This is a genomic window from Pontibacter oryzae (assembly GCF_003576375.1).
In the GTDB taxonomy this organism is placed as follows: Bacteria; Bacteroidota; Bacteroidia; order Cytophagales; family Hymenobacteraceae; genus Pontibacter; species Pontibacter oryzae.
This window is the reverse complement of the sequence record NZ_QWGE01000007.1, coordinates 96,153-113,253: the sequence shown is the minus strand read 5'-3', so window position 1 is coordinate 113,253 and position 17,101 is coordinate 96,153. Positions and strand designations below refer to the sequence as shown.

Annotated in this window: 13 protein-coding genes; 6 read left to right on the top strand and 7 right to left on the bottom strand. The window is 48.2% G+C overall.

All coding sequences use genetic code 11. The features are described 5' to 3' along the window. Positions 1-2 precede the first annotated feature (2 nt). Entirely contained in the window at positions 3-860 is an 858-nt protein-coding gene (locus D1627_RS17835; RefSeq protein ID WP_119433642.1) for a nucleoside phosphorylase, read from the top strand. 106 nt (positions 861-966) lie between these two features. Here the strand turns inward: D1627_RS17835 and D1627_RS17830 are convergent, their stop codons facing one another. From D1627_RS17830 to D1627_RS17820, 3 genes are all read right to left on the bottom strand, one after another. Beyond that, positions 967-1,266, bottom strand: coding sequence for a hypothetical protein (locus D1627_RS17830; protein WP_119433641.1), 300 nt, complete (start codon positions 1,264-1,266; stop codon positions 967-969). A 126-nt stretch (positions 1,267-1,392) separates the two neighbouring features. Then, on the bottom strand, positions 1,393-1,692 hold the full coding sequence (locus tag D1627_RS17825) for a hypothetical protein (protein WP_119433640.1): 300 nt from the start codon (positions 1,690-1,692) through the stop codon (positions 1,393-1,395). 91 nt (positions 1,693-1,783) lie between these two features. Continuing rightward, positions 1,784-2,794 carry an acyl-CoA reductase gene (locus tag D1627_RS17820; RefSeq protein ID WP_119433639.1) on the bottom strand — a complete coding sequence of 337 codons (1,011 nt, stop codon included), beginning with the start codon at positions 2,792-2,794 and terminating at the stop codon, positions 1,784-1,786. A 115-nt stretch (positions 2,795-2,909) separates the two neighbouring features. Here D1627_RS17820 and D1627_RS17815 point away from each other — a divergent pair, with 115 nt between their 5' ends. From D1627_RS17815 to D1627_RS17795, 5 genes are all read left to right on the top strand, one after another. Beyond that, on the top strand, positions 2,910-3,260 hold the full coding sequence (locus D1627_RS17815) for a 4Fe-4S binding protein (RefSeq protein ID WP_119433638.1): 351 nt from the start codon (positions 2,910-2,912) through the stop codon (positions 3,258-3,260). A gap of 186 nt (positions 3,261-3,446) precedes the next feature. Further along, the gene (locus tag D1627_RS17810) at positions 3,447-6,080 is read left to right on the top strand and encodes a valine--tRNA ligase (RefSeq protein ID WP_119433637.1); all 2,634 of its coding nucleotides are present in this window, start codon (positions 3,447-3,449) and stop codon (positions 6,078-6,080) included. A 480-nt stretch (positions 6,081-6,560) separates the two neighbouring features. Beyond that, entirely contained in the window at positions 6,561-7,919 is a 1,359-nt protein-coding gene (locus D1627_RS17805) for an undecaprenyl-phosphate glucose phosphotransferase (protein ID WP_233555699.1), read from the top strand. Positions 7,920-8,026: 107 nt separating this feature from the next. Then, complete coding sequence (locus D1627_RS17800; protein ID WP_119433635.1) at positions 8,027-8,485, top strand: hypothetical protein; 459 nt, start codon at positions 8,027-8,029, stop codon at positions 8,483-8,485. A 124-nt stretch (positions 8,486-8,609) separates the two neighbouring features. Continuing rightward, complete coding sequence (locus tag D1627_RS17795) at positions 8,610-9,434, top strand: carboxypeptidase-like regulatory domain-containing protein (protein ID WP_119433634.1); 825 nt, start codon at positions 8,610-8,612, stop codon at positions 9,432-9,434. A gap of 53 nt (positions 9,435-9,487) precedes the next feature. On the opposite strand, the gene D1627_RS17790 is transcribed toward D1627_RS17795, so the two are convergent. The 4 genes from D1627_RS17790 to D1627_RS17775 form a co-directional block, all read right to left on the bottom strand. Continuing rightward, positions 9,488-11,893: a TonB-dependent receptor plug domain-containing protein gene (locus D1627_RS17790; RefSeq protein ID WP_119433633.1), complete on the bottom strand. Its 2,406-nt coding sequence runs from the start codon at positions 11,891-11,893 to the stop codon at positions 9,488-9,490. A gap of 96 nt (positions 11,894-11,989) precedes the next feature. Continuing rightward, positions 11,990-12,529: a hypothetical protein gene (locus tag D1627_RS17785; protein ID WP_119433632.1), complete on the bottom strand. Its 540-nt coding sequence runs from the start codon at positions 12,527-12,529 to the stop codon at positions 11,990-11,992. A gap of 12 nt (positions 12,530-12,541) precedes the next feature. Beyond that, positions 12,542-13,051: a PepSY-associated TM helix domain-containing protein gene (locus tag D1627_RS17780; protein ID WP_233555698.1), complete on the bottom strand. Its 510-nt coding sequence runs from the start codon at positions 13,049-13,051 to the stop codon at positions 12,542-12,544. 250 nt (positions 13,052-13,301) lie between these two features. Beyond that, a complete protein-coding gene (locus D1627_RS17775; protein WP_233555697.1) occupies positions 13,302-16,499 on the bottom strand; it encodes a WD40/YVTN/BNR-like repeat-containing protein in 3,198 nt (1,065 codons plus the stop codon). Positions 16,500-17,101 lie beyond the last annotated feature (602 nt).

The following is a 17,101-nucleotide window of genomic DNA, read 5'->3' as shown; positions in this document are numbered from 1 at the left end:
ATATGGCTGCGATTCCAGAATCAGAACTGATAATTAACTCCAATGGCACGGTTTACCACCTTAACCTGCTGCCCGAGCATATTTCCGATACTATTATAACCGTAGGCGACCCGGAGCGCGTAGCCAAAGTAAGCCAGTACTTCGATGAGATGGAGATACAGATTGCCAAGCGCGAGTTTGTTACTCACACAGGTTACTATAAAGGCAAACGCCTCACCGTGATCTCGACCGGGATGGGCACCGATAACATCGATATCCTGATGAACGAGCTGGATGCGCTGGTAAACATCGACTTCCAGAGCCGCGAGGTAAACGAGGAAAAGATCAGGCTTAACATTATTCGGATCGGAACATCAGGCTCGTTGCAGCAGGATATACCCTTGGGCAGCCACCTGGCCTCCCATACTAGCATAGGTTTAGACTCCCTGATGGAGTTTTACCCGCTGGAGCAAAGCGAGCAGGAGCAAAGTATAACAGCGGCGCTGCAGGAGCAACTTGGCATTGGTTTCAGGCCATACTTTGTAAATGGATCCGAGAAACTACTAAAGCAACTCGCCTTCGACATGGTGCCGGGAAATACACTTACCTGCCCGGGATTTTATGCGCCGCAAGGTCGTGTGCTGCGTGGCGGCTTGCGTAACCAGCAGTTGCTCCAAACTTATAACGGATTCCGGCACAATGATTTTCGGTTAACGAACTTTGAGATGGAAACAGCCGGTTACTATAGCATGGGTCGGATTCTGGGGCACGAAATGCTGTCGCTGAACGCAATTGTGGCTAACCGCATCACGCAGAAGTTTGCCGAAAATGCCGAAGAAGTGATTGACAGCCTGATCAGAAAAGTACTGGACCGCATTTAAAAATAACAAAGGCCCTAAAACATAAACAGCTTGCCAGTTTTATACTTTGGCAAGCTGTTTATGTTTTAAGCTTTATGAATACATGTACGGACAGTGTTTGCATGGCCTAGCAATAGTTAATTTCTACAATGGAGCGCAACGGCAGGAACATCCCAGACTTCAAAAGAACAAAATCCTTATCTAAACCCCATAAGGCAGCTTCAACGCATTTTTTCTCGCCGGAAGCGGTAATAAAGGTAATAATAGACTTGTTCTTATAAACGTTGCTAAGAATGGTGGCGCGGTTAGCGTCGTAATAACGGCGGCTTCTAGCTGATGCGTCTTTTAATACATCCTGCTTGCTGAAACGTAATGTCGGGATGCGTTCTTTCTGAATTCGTGCGGTACTTGTGGTCTGTTGTTGCATGATTTATATAGTTGGTTCAGGCTATATAATGCAGATACCATACCAAACAGTGTTGAAACTTCGTTCTTTAGCCAATTCGATGTGATTAAAGTAGGCATCCCTACCAAGAAGGAAAAGGGCTCTTCTTTAGAAGAACTCTATTCCGATGATAGAAGTAACAGGGATGGAGCATCCTGCTTTAAGGGTCATATACTTTTCGTCTACGGCCCAAACGGTGGTATCAACGCGCCTTTGCTCGCCGTCAGCTGTCTGAAACGTAATTTCCACTTTGCCCTGGTACACGTTACCGAGCGAAGTGGCGCGGTTTAGGTCCCACATGCGTCTCTTGCGCGCCTCTGGATCGGTTAGCACATCTTCTTTTCCAAAGTGGAGGGCAGGAATTTGCTCTTTCTCCACAATCGGGATGGTGTTTAAATAGGTTTGCATAATCGGTAAACGTTAAATTCTATATGAACTGTTTATCAATATAGAAAACCGTCTAAACCAATGCAATGTTTTAACGATGAATTTTATTGGACTAAATTTTCTGTAAAAAGGCAATAGTGTCTACGCCGTCGGCATAGTCCCATACCATAGGGCACTGCGCTTCGCCAAAAGCTATACTTTCATCCATCCAGCTGTGGGCAGAAACAATGCACTGGGTCTTATCCTTAACAGCGTTAAGTTTTTGGCGCAAATCTGCCAGCGAGCTGAAGGTCTCGTAAAACAGAACCGAGATAGGGGAAACCAGCTTTTCGCTGGGCTGCACTAGCATAAAGCCATTATCGAAATGCGGCACGCGGTTTACCAGAAGTATGGATTTGTTGTAATCGTAGTTGTTCTGATACTTGTGCAGGTCCAGGATGTTGGCGCGGTGCTCGTTAGCCTCAAAAAACTTATCAAAAGTATAACCCTCAGGCACAAACACTTTAGAGACGTTGCGGCAGCCCAGGCCGTAGTAACGGAAGATATCCTCACCTAGCGCTCTCAGGTCATCAGCCTCCTCGTGGCCCGTAAGCACGCCTATGCTGCTGCGGTTCTTGCGGATAATGTGCGGGCGCTTGGCAAAATAGTACTCAAAGTACCGAGCGGTGTTATCAGAGCCGGTAGCGATAATGGCATCAGCTTTTTTCAGCAGGTTCACAAACTCTATGCGCGTGGCAAAGGCTGGCTCAATGCCGATCAGCATATCGGCGATACGCTTAATAAGAACTTCGTCATCAGAGCTGAGTTTGGCCATTAAGCAGTGTCCGCTTATCAGAACAGATAGGAAATCATGGAAACCCACCATCGGGATATTGCCTGCCATGACCACGCCAACCTTTTTCGGTGCAACCTGTTTGAGGTGATATGGGTAAAGCCATTCGCGGAGGTATTGCTCCTCTAGCATGGTAATAACTCCGTTTAGCGCACAAGCGACGTTCTCTTCAGTAAACCAGGTATTGCGCGAAGCCGCTGCAAAAGCCCAGGCCTGTCTTTCTTCCGGTGTAAGGTTGCGCAGGCGCTTCCCCAGCTCAACAAAGGCTTCAATCCTGTTTTCGAGTGTCATGGCAAATTGGTGAGTTTATACAAATTTATTTGATAGGGATACTGTTTGTTCCTAATTTTGTTCATTAATAGAAACCAGATTACAAAAGTATAAAAAATATACAGGAGATACGACTATGGCTATAATGATAACCGATGAATGTATAAACTGCGGAGCCTGCGAGCCGGAGTGCCCAAATACTGCCATCTACGAAGGCGGTATGGAGTGGACTTGGGGTGGCGGCACCGAGTTGACTGAGGTTGAGATAGAAGGTGGCGAGGTCATCCCGGGCGATGCGGCCCAGCAACCGATTTCAGATGAGTTTTACTACATCGTTTCAGATAAATGCACGGAGTGCATGGGCTTCCACGAAGAGCCTCAGTGCGCTGCCGTTTGTCCCGTGGATTGCTGCGTGGACGACCCTGATTACCGCGAAACAGAAGAAGAACTGCTTGCTAAAAAAGACTGGTTGCACCAGGCTAGCTAATAATAGCATACGTACGCCAAAGCGCCCGCCCCGAAACAGGGCGGGCGCTTTTGTTTTGGCCTCCATTAAAGCATTAAGCAGCTGCCTTTAGCAGGAAAGCCATCCAGATAACAATCAGCGATTAACAATCAACAATTTTCACTAATTTTGCCTTTTAGCTTATTTAGCAGGAAAATAAAGTATAAGATGTCGATTTCAACGAAGTATAACCCCAAAGAAGTAGAGAAGAAGTGGTACGACAGCTGGATGCAGCGCGGCTTCTTTCACTCCAAGCCTAACCCAAACAAAGAGCCATACACCATCGTGATTCCGCCGCCAAACGTAACCGGCGTGCTGCACATGGGCCACATGCTGAACAACACCATACAGGATGTGCTGATCAGGCGTGCGCGTATGCAGGGCAAAGAGGCTTGCTGGGTACCAGGCACCGACCACGCGTCCATCGCGACGGAGGCGAAGGTAGTGGCCATGCTGAAAGAAAGAGGCATCAACAAGAATGATATTACCCGTGAGGAGTTCCTGAAGTATGCATGGGAGTGGAAAGAGAAGTATGGCGGCATCATTCTGGAGCAGCTAAAGAAACTGGGCGCCTCCTGCGACTGGGACCGTACCCGCTTTACCATGGAAGAGGACATGAGCGCCGCCGTGATCGAGGTGTTTGTGGATCTGTACCGCAAAGGCCAGATCTACCGCGGCGTGCGCATGGTAAACTGGGACCCCCTGGGCGGCACGGCCCTTTCCGATGAAGAGGTTATCCCGAAGGATACGATGGCCAAAATGTACCACCTGCAGTATGAGGTGGTGGCAGCGGGCGCATCGGAGCCTACGTATATCACGGTGGCAACATCCCGCCCCGAAACTATTATGGCCGACGTGGCTGTGGCCGTAAACCCGAACGACGAACGCTATATCCACCTGCATGGCAAAAGCGTGCGCATTCCGTTACTGGGCAAAGAGATTCCGATTATACTTGATGAATACGTTTCCATTGATTTCGGAACGGGTGCCCTGAAAGTAACACCAGCCCACGACCTGAACGACTACGAACTGGGGCAGAAGCACAAACTGCCAACCATCGACATACTTAACAACGACGGCACGCTTAACGAGCTGGCGCAGCTGTATGTAGGCCAGGATAGGTTTGCCGCGCGCCGCAACATTGTAAAAGACCTGCAGGAAGCCGATTTGCTGGTGAAGATAGAGGAGTATGCCAGCGTGCTGCAAACCTCTGAGCGCACCGGAGCCGTAATTGAGCCGCGCCTTTCGATGCAGTGGTTCTGCAAGATGGATAAAATGGCCGGCCCGGCCCTGGAGTCTGTCATGAACGATGAGATTCGCCTGCACCCGCCTAAGTTCAAGAACATGTACCGCTCCTGGATGGAGAACATCCGCGACTGGTGTATTTCGCGCCAGCTGTGGTGGGGCCAGCGTATTCCGGCGTTCTACCTGCCGGATGGCTCTCATGTGGTGGCTACCACTGCAGAGGAGGCGCTTGTGCTGGCTCGCAGAGAAAGCGGAAACGAGAACCTGCAGGCCGAAGACCTGCGCCAAGACGAAGATGTGCTGGATACCTGGTTCTCTTCATGGCTGTGGCCGATCTCTGTGTTCGATGGCTTTAAAGACCCTGATAACAAGGACATCCTATACTATTACCCAACCAACGACCTGGTAACTGCCCCCGAAATCCTGTTCTTCTGGGTAGCGCGTATGATCATGGCCGGCTACGAGTTCCGTAACGAGATGCCATTCAAGAACGTGTACCTGACAGGTATTGTGCGCGATGCGCAGGGCCGTAAAATGTCTAAATCGCTGGGCAACTCCCCAGACCCGCTCGACCTGATAGACCAGTATGGCGCGGATGGTGTGCGTGCCGGTATGCTGTTCAGCTCGCCTGCCGGCAACGACTTGCTCTTCGATGAGAAATTGGTAGAGCAAGGCCGAAACTTCAGCAACAAGATCTGGAACGCTTTCCGTTTGGTTAAGGGATGGGAAATAGACGAAAGCCTGCCGTTCCCGAACGAAACGGCTGTAAACTGGTTCGAGTCGCGCTTTAACGAGGCCTTTGTGCAGATCGAGGATCACTTTAGCAAGTTCCGTATTTCGGATGCGTTGTTGGCTGTGTACAAACTCGTTTGGGACGACTTCTGCTCCAATTATCTGGAGATGATCAAACCGGCGTATCAGCAGCCGATAGACCCGCAGACTATTGCGGCTACCTCTGCTTTCCTGGAGAAAATACTGAAGGTGCTGCATCCGTTTATGCCTTTCATAACAGAGGAAATATGGCACGAACTGGCTGAGCGCAAGGATAAGGAATACCTGATTGTGGCTGCCTGGCCAAAGAAGTCTAAGTTCGACAAGGAGTTGATCGGGCAGATGGAAAATGTGTTGCAGGTAGTAGGCGCAATACGCAATATCCGTAACTCCAAAAATATTCCTAACTCCAAGCAACTTGAGCTTTATATTAAGGTGATGGGCCAAAATGAGTATGCGCCGTTCCTGGGCATTATCAGCAAGCTGGCTAATCTTAGTGAGGTGCAGTTTACTACTGAAAGCGTTGATGGCGCCGTTAGCTTTATCGCAGCCGGTGATGAGTTCTTTATCCCGATGGAAGGTAACATCGATGTGGAAGCAGAACGCGAGCGCCTGACAAAGGAGTTAGAGTATACCAAAGGATTTCTGGCGTCGGTAGACAAAAAGCTCAGCAACGAGCGTTTTGTAAGCGGAGCCCCAGAGGCTGTTATTGCCAATGAGCGCAAGAAAAGAGCCGACGCCGAAGCAAAAATTCATGCCATAGAGCAAAGCCTGGCTGCGCTGTAAGGTACAGCTGACTTTTAAAGTAATAAGTATAAACCTCCTGCTTTGGCAATGTATGAATGCATTGTTGAGGCAGGAGGTTTTTTCTTGCATCAAAACTTCTTTTCATTATCTCAACAGTATCCTATCTGTTGCTTAGCCAAAACACTTGTACGGAAAGGCTACTAACGGCCTGCTCAGATGTACTTTCAACATAGAGACTCATAATACAGTAAAAGTTTAGCTTATGTTATCGTAAGGTAGTGCCTTACTAGCAGAACTCCTTTTTTTGCCGCTTGTACTAATCATTTAATTACCTCCACCTAATATATTTTTTTTTAATACAACCCAAACAACATATTTCGGGAATAACGTATTACTATTGTAATCTTTATTTGTAGATTACTTATATATTAATAGGCTTTGTTATATGTAACATTTTTATAATTCAAAATATATATGACATGTAAATATGCTACTTATATAAAGTGGGTGAATGTTGCTGTGGATTATACTGTACTAAACGTAGCATTAATTGCAGTATACTTTACAAAAGATCTGCATACAACCCTACAAAGCGGCTCAGAGTTTTTCAGGCTTAACATACTTTTGCTAAACCTTTTCTGGTTTTACAGCTCACAGATAGTCAAGCTCTATGATAATACCCTAAAGCGAGATGCCATACCGACGATAGAGGCAACCATATCCTGCCTCATTTTATACTTAATCATACTTTCTGCCTTAAAAATGCTGTTCCCGATGTTCAGTATTTTAGGAGGTCAGATCTACTATTTCTTCTTGCTTTTTGCGTTGCTAATCTTAATATCAAAAGCGTTTTTTCTGCTATTGAGGCGGTCTAAGAGAAGATTATGGATTGATTATGAAAAAATAATTATTGTGGGTGCGGGTCCTCAAGGGCTTGGCTTACACGACTACATCGCTGAAAACCCCCAGTTAGGTTACAAAGTGGAAGGAGTTTTCGACGACTCCCTGCCCGTAGAGGCCAATTCGTTGAAAGACAATGTGTTCAAAGGCCCTTTGTCTAGTTGTCTTGATTTTGCGATTACAAACGGTATCCGGGAGATTTACTGCGCCTTACCTAACCGGGAGCTCGATAAAATTAAAGTACTTATGCAGGAAGCCGATAAAAATATTATCCGTTTCCGATTAGTGCCCGAGGTAGAAGGCATTTTCAATAAGAGCACCATACTTGAGCTTTATGGGCACATCCCGATACTTATACCTCGGCAGGAACCGCTTGATAATAAGGCAAACGAACTGCTAAAGCGCGTCTTCGATATCTTGTTTTCTTCGTTAGTAGTTATTTTTCTGCTGAGCTGGGTGATCCCGTTGATAGGCCTTATCATTAAAATAGATTCTAAGGGGCCGGTGTTTTTTAAACAGTTGCGCTCTGGCAGAAATAATAAGCCATTTTACTGCCTGAAATTCAGAAGTATGACGGTAAACGCTGACTCTGACAGCAAGCAGGCCTGCAAAGGAGATGCCCGGATTACCAAGGTTGGGGCTTTTCTAAGAAAAAACAGCCTTGACGAGCTGCCACAGTTCATTAACGTACTGATGGGTGATATGTCGGTTGTTGGGCCGAGGCCGCACATGTTAAAGCATACACAGGATTACTCGCTGCTGATCAATAATTTTATGGTCAGGCACTTTCTTACGCCAGGTATAACAGGTTGGGCGCAGGTGCACGGCTATCGCGGCGAAACCAAGGAGACAACGGCCATGTCGAAAAGGGTGGAAGCTGATTTGTGGTACCTCGAAAACTGGAGCTTGTTCCTGGATGTGAAGATTATTTTCCTTACTGTTTGGCAAGCAGTAAGAGGCAATGAAAACGCCTACTAACTCATACTTCTTCTCCTCATACTTCATCAGAACTATTTTCTAGCGGGATGCAACCCTTTGCCATCGTTTGTGAATCTAACGTATAGAAGTGCTTAACCACACGAACTATGGCCAACTACCTGATAACTTTTATGCTGGTGCTTTTGATGTCTCAGTGCCGCGATACACAGACAACCGAACCTATGCCTCAGAGTAATAGTGGGAAATTTGGACAGGTATTTACGCTGGAGCAAGGCCAGGAAATTACTCTTACCAACGACAAGGAATCCCTAAATCTGGGCATTAGCAAGCTTGTGGATTCTCGTTGCCCGGAAGACGTATCCTGCATCTGGCAGGGCAATGCAACCCTTACGCTGGAAGCCTCTAACGCCTCAGAATCTAAAAAGCAGCTAACGCTCTGCATTGGCGATTGCCGCCCAGACCCAGTAAGGGAGGAGCATACCATCCGCGCTACCATCGGCGGTAAGGCCTACAGCATCACACTGCAGAACGTGACGCCATACCCCAACACGCAGGAGCAAATAACCGCTAATGCCGTAACCTTACTGGTTGAGCCTGCGGAGTAGTGCGGGCCTAATAGCTTTATACTTTGCGCTTGGCATATTTGTGTGCCTGGCCACGGCTTGCTCCAAAAGGTCCTCACTTGTCTTTTCTTCCTTTAAATTGACCCCTTATAAAACAAACTTATCCATGAAGTATAGCGCCCTGTTACTATTGTTTTTCCTGAGTATTGGTGTGTGTGGCCAAGCAATAAAGCTGGAAGGGCAGGTGCTAACGGCACAGGGGCAGAAAGCGCTGCCTTATGTAAACATTGGCATACGTGGCAAAAACGTGGGCACCACCACTAACGCGCAGGGGCGGTTTATACTTGTGGTTCCGCCAGAAAATGCCCTGGATACACTTTCTTTCTCTGCCATAGGCTACCAAGCCCATCATATGGCTATAAAACAAATTTCGCCTGCAAAACCGATGCAGGTAAAGCTCCAGGAAAAAGCCGTGAGCCTAAAGGAGGTGCTTGTACGCAGCCATAAACTGAAACGAAAAAAACTTGGCGTGACTGGGCGTTTACCACTTGTGTGGGGCAGCCCTGAGAACATCGAAAACCGCGATATTTATGAGTTCGCCAACCTGATCCGTGTAAAAGCCAAGCCTTCTGAGTTAGTGTCAGCACACTTTTATTTAGCAAGCACCAAATTAGATTCGGCATTGTTCCGCATTAACCTGTATCGCGTTAGCGATGGGTTGCCCGGCGAGCGCCTTGTAGAGAAAAGCATTGTAGATCGGCTGTCTGCCAAAGCGGGATGGGTAAGTATAGATTTGCAGCCTTATGCGCTTATGCTGGATGAGGATTTCTTTCTGGGTATAGAATACTTACCCGCCGAAGGTGCGGATAGGTTGGCTGTTTCACTGGGTGCTAAATTGGGAGGAAAGGCCTATTCCCGTAAATCCAGTCTGGGAACTTGGGATACCTTTAACGGGGCTAGCCTGAGCGGGTATGTGGAAGTATGGCAATAGCTGAATCTATACTTTAAAAGCCCCGCATTTTTCTTAAATGCGGGGCTTTCAATTTAGAAAGTAGCTCTCATGGAAAGTATAAAGTTTCTGCCCGGCGCTACAATGCCAGACGAATAGGGCCTGTAACGCTGGTTGGTGATGTTCTCCACGCCGGCGCTTGCCATTAAGTAATCTGATATTTTATAGAGCGCCTTGATGTTCAGGGTTGTCCAGGCTGGAGAATAAGGTTTTCCGTTCTCATCAATAGCATACATATAGTCCTTATCCTGCTCCTCGGGGGCTAGGTTTGCATTGCTTATTTCGCCGTTGTATACCGCATAAACATCTGCCTTAAACCTGTTTATACTATAGGTTAGGTGCGTGGCTCCGAACCAGGGGGCAGCGTGGCGTAAAGGTGCTGTTTCGCCGTTCTCTAGTTCTTCTTCCCCTTCCTGGTAGTTAAACCTGGAAGATAAGCCAATACCGCAATTAGTTGTTAACTCAACTCCAGCCTGAATGCCCCATACTTTCGCGTTTGCCGCGTTTTGGAGCGCTTGCACCTGGCTTTTCTCCCCATCGTACATAATGCTGTCCTGGCCGTTCAACAAGAAATCGCGGCGCACCAGGGCGTTTTTCAGGTGCGTGTAAAACGTAGAGGCATCTACTTTTAAGAAACTTCCAAACGTTTTGGCAATGCCAAAATCAACGTTGTAGGCATATTCCGACTCCAGGTCTGGGTTTGGCACAACCACTATGCCCGGTGCTGAGTCGAAAACCTTCCCGATATCATCGATATTCGGCGAGCGGAAACCAGTAGACAAGTTGCTGCTGATCTGCCAGGTTGGCGACGGGTGATACACCAAACCTGCGCTACCTGTAAGTGCCCCGACATTAACCGCAGCTTCGGAAAAAGGAAAAGGGTAGAAGGTGTTGTCAAACGCGGCATTAAGTATAAAGTGGTTATACCTGGCGCCGGTTTGCAGGCTTAATCTTTCGCTGGGCTTAAACTGATAAGTGGCAAAAGCTGCGTAAGAGCTCCAATTAGAGCCATCAGGGTAGCGTGCGGGGCCAGCCACTTCTTCGCCGCTACGCACATTCTCATCGGTACCGCTAGAGTTTACCTTATTGTAAACGGCCTCGGCGCCATATAAAAGCAAGTGTTTCTCGGCAAGCTGCTTTTCAAAATCCAGGTTGGCAGACCAGGCGTTTACCTTTTCGATGCGGTTATACTTGGTTGGCTGGCCAAAATCCCGGTCGTGGCGACTTTCTTTGAAAAACTGGTGCGCTAGGTTTATACTTAGCTTATCGAATAATTTGCCTTGTGCTTGATTGTCGATTTTAAGATGGTTCATCATCCATTCCTGTGGGCCGTAGTACCATTCCGCAGAGCGGAGCGCACCCTTGCGGTAACGAATCAGGCGGTCATATCTGGCGTAATCAGAGGTGGTGGAGTAATGAAAGCCATAGTTGATATCCCAAGCCTCGTTTGGGTTAAAGCGCACCTTCTGCATCAGGTTTATTTGGTTGTAACCCGATGATACCTGCTCGCGTGGATTAGGATTAACTAGTACCTCATCGGTGCCATTGATAGTTTTGGCATATTCGGGACGTAGGTATTCCTCGGGGCCGTGGGTACCCATGGTCAGGTCGTCGTAGTCGCTGTATGTGGCGCTGGTCAGGAAAGCCCATTTCTTTAAGCCAATAGAGAAATCAATATGGCCGGTCTTCTCATTATTCGCAGACGACCAGCGGCTCGCAGCGCTGCCATTTACCTGTATTGTCTCGTTGCTTGCCAATTGCGGCGACAAGGTATAGAAACTCATGACGCCGCCAATGGCATCGCTTCCGTAGCTTACAGAGCCTGGTCCAAAAAGCACCTCGGTTCTGCTCAGCGCAAATGGGTCCAGAGAAATTACGTTTTGCAGGTTGCCGCTTCTAAAAATAGCCGAGTTCATGCGCACACCATCAACGGCCAAAAGCACACGGTTGGTGGCAAAACCCCGGATCATCGGGCTGCCGCCACCTAGCTGGCTTTTCTGGATGTATACTTCCCCGCTGGCTCCGAGCATATCGGCGGCAGTTTGCGGGTTTTGCAGCAACACCTCTGTCGGGCTGATAGTAGTTACCTTACCGGGCACCTCTCGTTTCTCCTGCTTCCAGCGCGCCGCAGAAATTACCACCGCATCCAACGACACATTATCTTCTAGTAGCAGCACCTGAAATTCGTTATTCTGAAGCTCGGCAAAACTTAGCGAAATGCTTTTGTAGCCAATGCTGCGCACGGTAACCTGAGTGGCACCCTTTAAGGAGCTTATATCTGCCTTGCCCTGGCTGTTGGTAAGTATGGCATTATCCGGGTTGCTGTATATCAGCGCCGCCTCAACAGGTAAGTGGGTAACCTGGGCTTTTACGGTTACTGTTTGTGCTTGCGTGGCAGTGGCAAGCACGAGTAACATGCCTATGTATAAAAATATTTTCATATGGATTAAGTATCTTAAGTTATACGTTTCAGGGCATAGCTATTCCACCAGCGTACCTAAGCATGCACCTGTATCTTTAATACTATTCGTTATAACTTAAAAAACTTCCGGGGGCGGGGTAAGCGGGGTTTGCGCTATGGTTAAAGTATGGCTGTGCCGCAAAGAACGCGGCTTTTCTACAGGCAGTGTTGCAACATAGATACGGGTGAAGGCTGTGCCTACGAACGGGGTTTTGAGTAAATGCTTAAAAAGCTCATGGCCGGCTTTCGGGGTTTTAGCTTTATCTGCTGTCTCGGTTGCCAACCGGTCGAGCTGTGCCACAATCTCTGTTTCCTCTTCATCCCATACGCACCAATACCAAGTAGTGTCGCCGCGGGTTTCCTGGCGAACGACATCGTACATGTTTCCCTTATACCTGAACTCGCGCGCGTGCATGCGCTTAAATTGGGTGCCGGGGTTCTCTTCCAGGGCACGCGGGATTTTGAGTAAAACCAACTGGTCCTCCTCAATGCCTGCTTCTATATGCTCCCGCATCTCCTGCCGCACGTGCTGCTGCTTTACCTTTAACGTAAGGTAAAGGCTGCAAACAGGCAGGAAAAATACCAGCAGGAAAAATATGGAAGCGATTTTGGGCATGTAGCGGCGTCGTTAACTTTTGAGTTGCCTTACCTTTCTAGGGAATAGCCATAGTATAAAACCTGAAATAACCAGTGCCAGCAGGCCGAGGCCCACTACATTCATACTTAGCAGTTTAAACCCATCGCTGATGATGGAGCCATCGTGCAGATGTTCAATCCAATCGGAATGGCGGCGGGCCACAGAGAGTACCTTGCCTGTGCTGCCATCAAGCTGCACTTCCCAGTAACCTTCGGCAAACAATACTTTCACAATACCTTTGTCCGGTCGGGCTTCCAGCCGGTCTATGGGTGTGTTTGCGAGCTGCTGCGCAGAATCCAGGGCAGTTTGAGCAAGCGTAGCCATCTCGGCTACTGAAATCCATTGTGCTAAATCTGTTGTAGCGCCTTTTTGGGTTGGGGGCTGCAGCAGGTCTATGTCCTTTTTCCAGCCCAACAATAAGCCTGTTACGCTGCTAATTATCAGGAATACGCCAAGGCCAAGGCCCAGGTAGCGGTGGTATACCCGGTACGAGCGCAGCAAACCTGTAAGTCGCTTTATTTTTGATTTATGTGTTTGGGTAGTGTTCAATTATAAATTGATGAAGTCTGATCCTCAATGTATGAATTTTAATTAGCATAAGACATGCCTCGCATCCGGTTGCTAAAGCCGCAGGCGTGTTTGATACTCCCTGAAGTGTTGCTTCTCGTTCGCTTCTTTTAAAGCAAAAGCATCTCCCAGCACGAAATAAATGCTGAGAGATGCCGAAGATGCAGTAGTGCGCTGCTTTAAACTACTCGATGGAAGAAGTTGCTTTGCTTTGTGCCTTATCTTTGTTAAGGCTGATCGCATTTACGCCTTTTTCCTTCACCAGCTTATTCAGGGCTGGCACATCCTGAGCTTTTACCTGCTTAAAGGCAGTCAGTTGTGCGTCAATTTTAGATGTTACTTCCTGCTTAAACTCATAGGCTTGCTTTGTAGGCGCAAAGTCGCCGGAGCTTACCTGTGTGGCAAGGTTTGCCAGTTTGTTGTTTAATCGGATAGGAAAGTTTAGCGGGTCTTGGTTACTGCGGTTTTTGGTTTGGTACAGTGTTTCCTCGATAGTAGTGATTTTCTTATCTATCGCCTTCGCCGATTCCACCACATCAGAATAGTTATCCTGGCCTTTAAGATTGCTCTGCAGGGTGTTAAGCTGCGCCCGGATTGCTCTTATCTCCTTAATGGCATCGTGGGTTTCGGTTAGCTTGTCGCGCACATCCAGCATAAAAGTGAACTGCGCCTGCAGGTCTTCCGGTGTAGCGTTTGAGCGTGGATCCTTAAGAATAGTAAAGGCAGTTTCCTGGGTTTGGCCACCAACAGTTAACTTGGCTTTGTACTCACCTGGCATGGCTTTCGGCGATAAGTTGCCGCGCGCGCCCCAAAGGATCATGCCGTCGAAGGTGCTGGCTGCCGGATAATACATATCCCAGACAAAGCGGTTCAAACCTTTCTTCACCTCAAGCTTCTCTTTTTTGTCTTTGGCGTTGGTAGCGTAGCTGCTGATAAGCTTACCGCTCTGGTCCATGATCTCCAGTTTCACCACGTTTGCCGAGTCTGGCTTGGCAGGTAGGTAGTAATGCACCATTACGCCGCCTGGGTGGTTCTCGCCGGCGGTTTTGCTATCACCACGGTTGCCGCCATTCATCTTGTAAGCATCCATGGGCTTGTAGAGGTGGAACTTGCTGCTGGCAACCTCTTTGTTAAGTTGGTGCAGCGGGGTAAGGTCATCAATAATCCAGAAGCTGCGGCCTTGGGTAGCGGCAATCAGGTTATCGTTTTTGATGGTCAGGTCCGTAATCGGCACGATAGGCAGGTTCTGCTGGAAAGCCTGCCAGTTATCGCCGTCATCAAAGGAGACATACATGCCATACTCTGTGCCTGCGTAAAGTAAACCTTCACGCTTAGGGTCCATGCGAACAACGCGTGTAAAGTGCGTATCCGGAATGCCGTTTGTTATTTTGCGCCAGCTTTTACCGTAATCCGATGTCTTGTATAAGTATGGGCTAAAGTCGCCGGTTTTATACTTTGTGCCAGCCACATACGCCGTGCCTTTTATACTTGGGTGCACGTCGATGCTGTTGATCATCATCCACTCCGGCATGCCCTTCGGGGTTACGTTCGCCCAATTTTTGCCACCATCGCGGGTAACATGTATTAGGCCATCGTCGGAGCCAGCCCAAATCACGCCTTCTTCCACCGGAGATTCGTTTATGGCGAAGATAGTGCCGTAATATTCCACGCTGGTGTTGTCCTGTGTAATCGGACCACCTGATGTGCCAAGCTTGGAGGCATCGTTGCGGGTCAAATCCGGGCTTATTGTCTCCCAGGATTGGCCGTTGTTTGTTGTATAGTGCAGGTGGTTAGAGGCTGCATAAAGCTTTTTGGAGTTATGCGGGGAGTACATGATCGGGAAATTCCACTGGAACCTATACTTCATACTTTCCGCGCCTGCGCCCATCGGGTTGTCTGGCCATACGTTTACAACGCGTTGCTGCCCGTTCTCGTGATTGACCATCTCTAGGAAGCCGCCATAGTTGCCGCCAAACACAACGTCCGGGTTTTCAGGGCTTACAGCCAGGTGGGCACTCTCGGCGCCTGCTGTTTCCTCCCAATCGTTTTCGGTGATGGCGTAGCCGCTGGAGCGGTGCGAAATACGGATAGTAGAGTTGTCCTGCTGCGCACCATAGATGCGGTACGGGAAGTAATTGTCGGTGGTGACGCGGTAAAACTGGGCCGTTGGCTGGTTCATATACGTGGTCCAGTTCTCGCCGCCATCCGTAGATACCTGCGCGCCACCATCATCGGCAATAACCATGCGCTGCGGGTTTTCAGGGGCAATCCAAAGGTCGTGGTGATCGCCATGCGGGGCGTTGAAGCTTTCAAATGTCTTGCCTCCATCCTTACTGCGGTGGTATGAAACGTTCATTACGTATACCTGGTCCTCGTTTTTAGGGTCGGCGTAGATGCGAGTATAATACCAGGCGCGTTGGCGCAGGTTGCGGTCGTCGTTTACCTTAGTCCAGGTTTCGCCGGAATCATCCGAGCGGAAAAGCCCGCCTTCTTCAGCTTCTACCATGGCAAACACCCTGCGTGGGTTAACCGGGGAAACTGTTACGCCAATTATACCTAAGGTTCCTTTCGGTAAACCTTTGTTGCTGGAGAGTTCTTTCCAAGTTTCACCGCTGTCGGTGCTTTTCCAGATTCCGGAACCAGGGCCACCTGAGGAGAAGCTGTATGGCGTGCGGCGCACGTTCCAGGTGGTGGCATACAGGTTTCTGGCGTTGGATGGGTCAATGATAAGATCTACAGCGCCGGCATCTTTATTGGCGAAGAGCTTTTTTTGCCAGGTTTTACCGCCATCAGTGCTTTTATAAATACCGCGGGCTTCGGTAGGCTTATACAGATCGCCCATGGCGGCCACATATACTATATCCGGGTTGTCCGGGTGTATCCGGATGCGGCCAATGTGCCGGGTATCTTTCAGGCCGATGTGTTGCCAGGTTTTGCCGGCATCTACCGATTTCCAAAGGCCAAACCCGGAGGATACGTTGCCGCGTACGGTCTGCTCTCCCTCACCCACGTAAATCACGTTTGGGTCAGCCTCGCTTACGGCTACAGCCCCAATGGATCCGCCAAAGTAACCATCTGAAATATTCTCCCAGGTAGAGCCACCATCCATGGTGCGCCAAACACCGCCCCCGGTAGCACCGCCATAGTATAGGTTAGGTTGGCCAGGCACGCCGGTTACGCTGCTCATGCGGCCACCTCTAAAAGGACCAATGGAGCGCCAGTTTAAGCCGTCGTAGAGTTCCTGCGGAAAGGTGGCTTTGTCAGATTTCCGGTCTTTAGACTTCTTTTGAGCCTCTGCCGGGTGGCTGGTAACGATAAGCGCCAAAGCCGAAGCGAGCATGAGCCGCCGGGGCTTAAGCGCCGAGCGTAAAGCTGTGATCATATCTGAAGGTTTTTAGTTGATAAAAGTTTAGATTTTAGTGTTGAGCTAGTATTTGGTGGCGTAAGCTATAGTATGGTGAAGGTTGTTATAACTATAACAATGTATGAGTTAAGTATAAATACTTGTTTTTGCAAAGATTTTAATATGATTATTTTAAATTATTGGCTGCTTGTTTGTACAGCTGCTGTTAGTTTGAGGGTGAGTATCTAATACAGTTGGTATAGTATAGGATGTATAAACATGCGTGTTTGGACGCAGAAACGAGGTTTTTGGGGGTGTTTTGATACGGTGTTAATACAGTAAATATTGTATAATAAACCCGCCAGAGTTGCCAAAACCTTATATTCAAGGCTGAAGTGTTTAAAAATTTGTTTGGTAAAAGGTTGGTTTACTGGAAAATAAAAAATATACTTACAGTCGTAAGCCTAGTAAATTGGTGAAGCCAGTTAAATAGGAGCTAATAATAAACATCAAAGGCAATGTCAGATCTTTGCTTTTACAATGGCCTGGTGAGCTGTTTTAGGTGTTGTGATTTGCTCTGCGGCTGGTATCTCTTTTTTTTATTAATACTGTTTTATCGATTCTGAAATTCTGCTTTCCAG

Bases quoted from the DNA above. Each gene is read 5' to 3' on its own strand.
- D1627_RS17775 (WP_233555697.1), bottom strand. From the start codon at position 16,499: ATGATCACAGCTTTACGCTCGGCGCTTAAGCCCCGGCGGCTCATGCTC.
- D1627_RS17790 (WP_119433633.1), bottom strand. From the start codon at position 11,893: ATGAAAATATTTTTATACATAGGCATGTTACTCGTGCTTGCCACTGCC.
- D1627_RS17800 (WP_119433635.1), top strand. From the start codon at position 8,027: ATGGCCAACTACCTGATAACTTTTATGCTGGTGCTTTTGATGTCTCAG.
- D1627_RS17820 (WP_119433639.1), bottom strand. From the start codon at position 2,794: ATGACACTCGAAAACAGGATTGAAGCCTTTGTTGAGCTGGGGAAGCGC.
- D1627_RS17815 (WP_119433638.1), top strand. From the start codon at position 2,910: ATGGCTATAATGATAACCGATGAATGTATAAACTGCGGAGCCTGCGAG.
- D1627_RS17785 (WP_119433632.1), bottom strand. From the start codon at position 12,529: ATGCCCAAAATCGCTTCCATATTTTTCCTGCTGGTATTTTTCCTGCCT.
- D1627_RS17835 (WP_119433642.1), top strand. From the start codon at position 3: ATGGCTGCGATTCCAGAATCAGAACTGATAATTAACTCCAATGGCACG.
- D1627_RS17795 (WP_119433634.1), top strand. From the start codon at position 8,610: ATGAAGTATAGCGCCCTGTTACTATTGTTTTTCCTGAGTATTGGTGTG.
- D1627_RS17825 (WP_119433640.1), bottom strand. From the start codon at position 1,692: ATGCAAACCTATTTAAACACCATCCCGATTGTGGAGAAAGAGCAAATT.
- D1627_RS17830 (WP_119433641.1), bottom strand. From the start codon at position 1,266: ATGCAACAACAGACCACAAGTACCGCACGAATTCAGAAAGAACGCATC.
- D1627_RS17810 (WP_119433637.1), top strand. From the start codon at position 3,447: ATGTCGATTTCAACGAAGTATAACCCCAAAGAAGTAGAGAAGAAGTGG.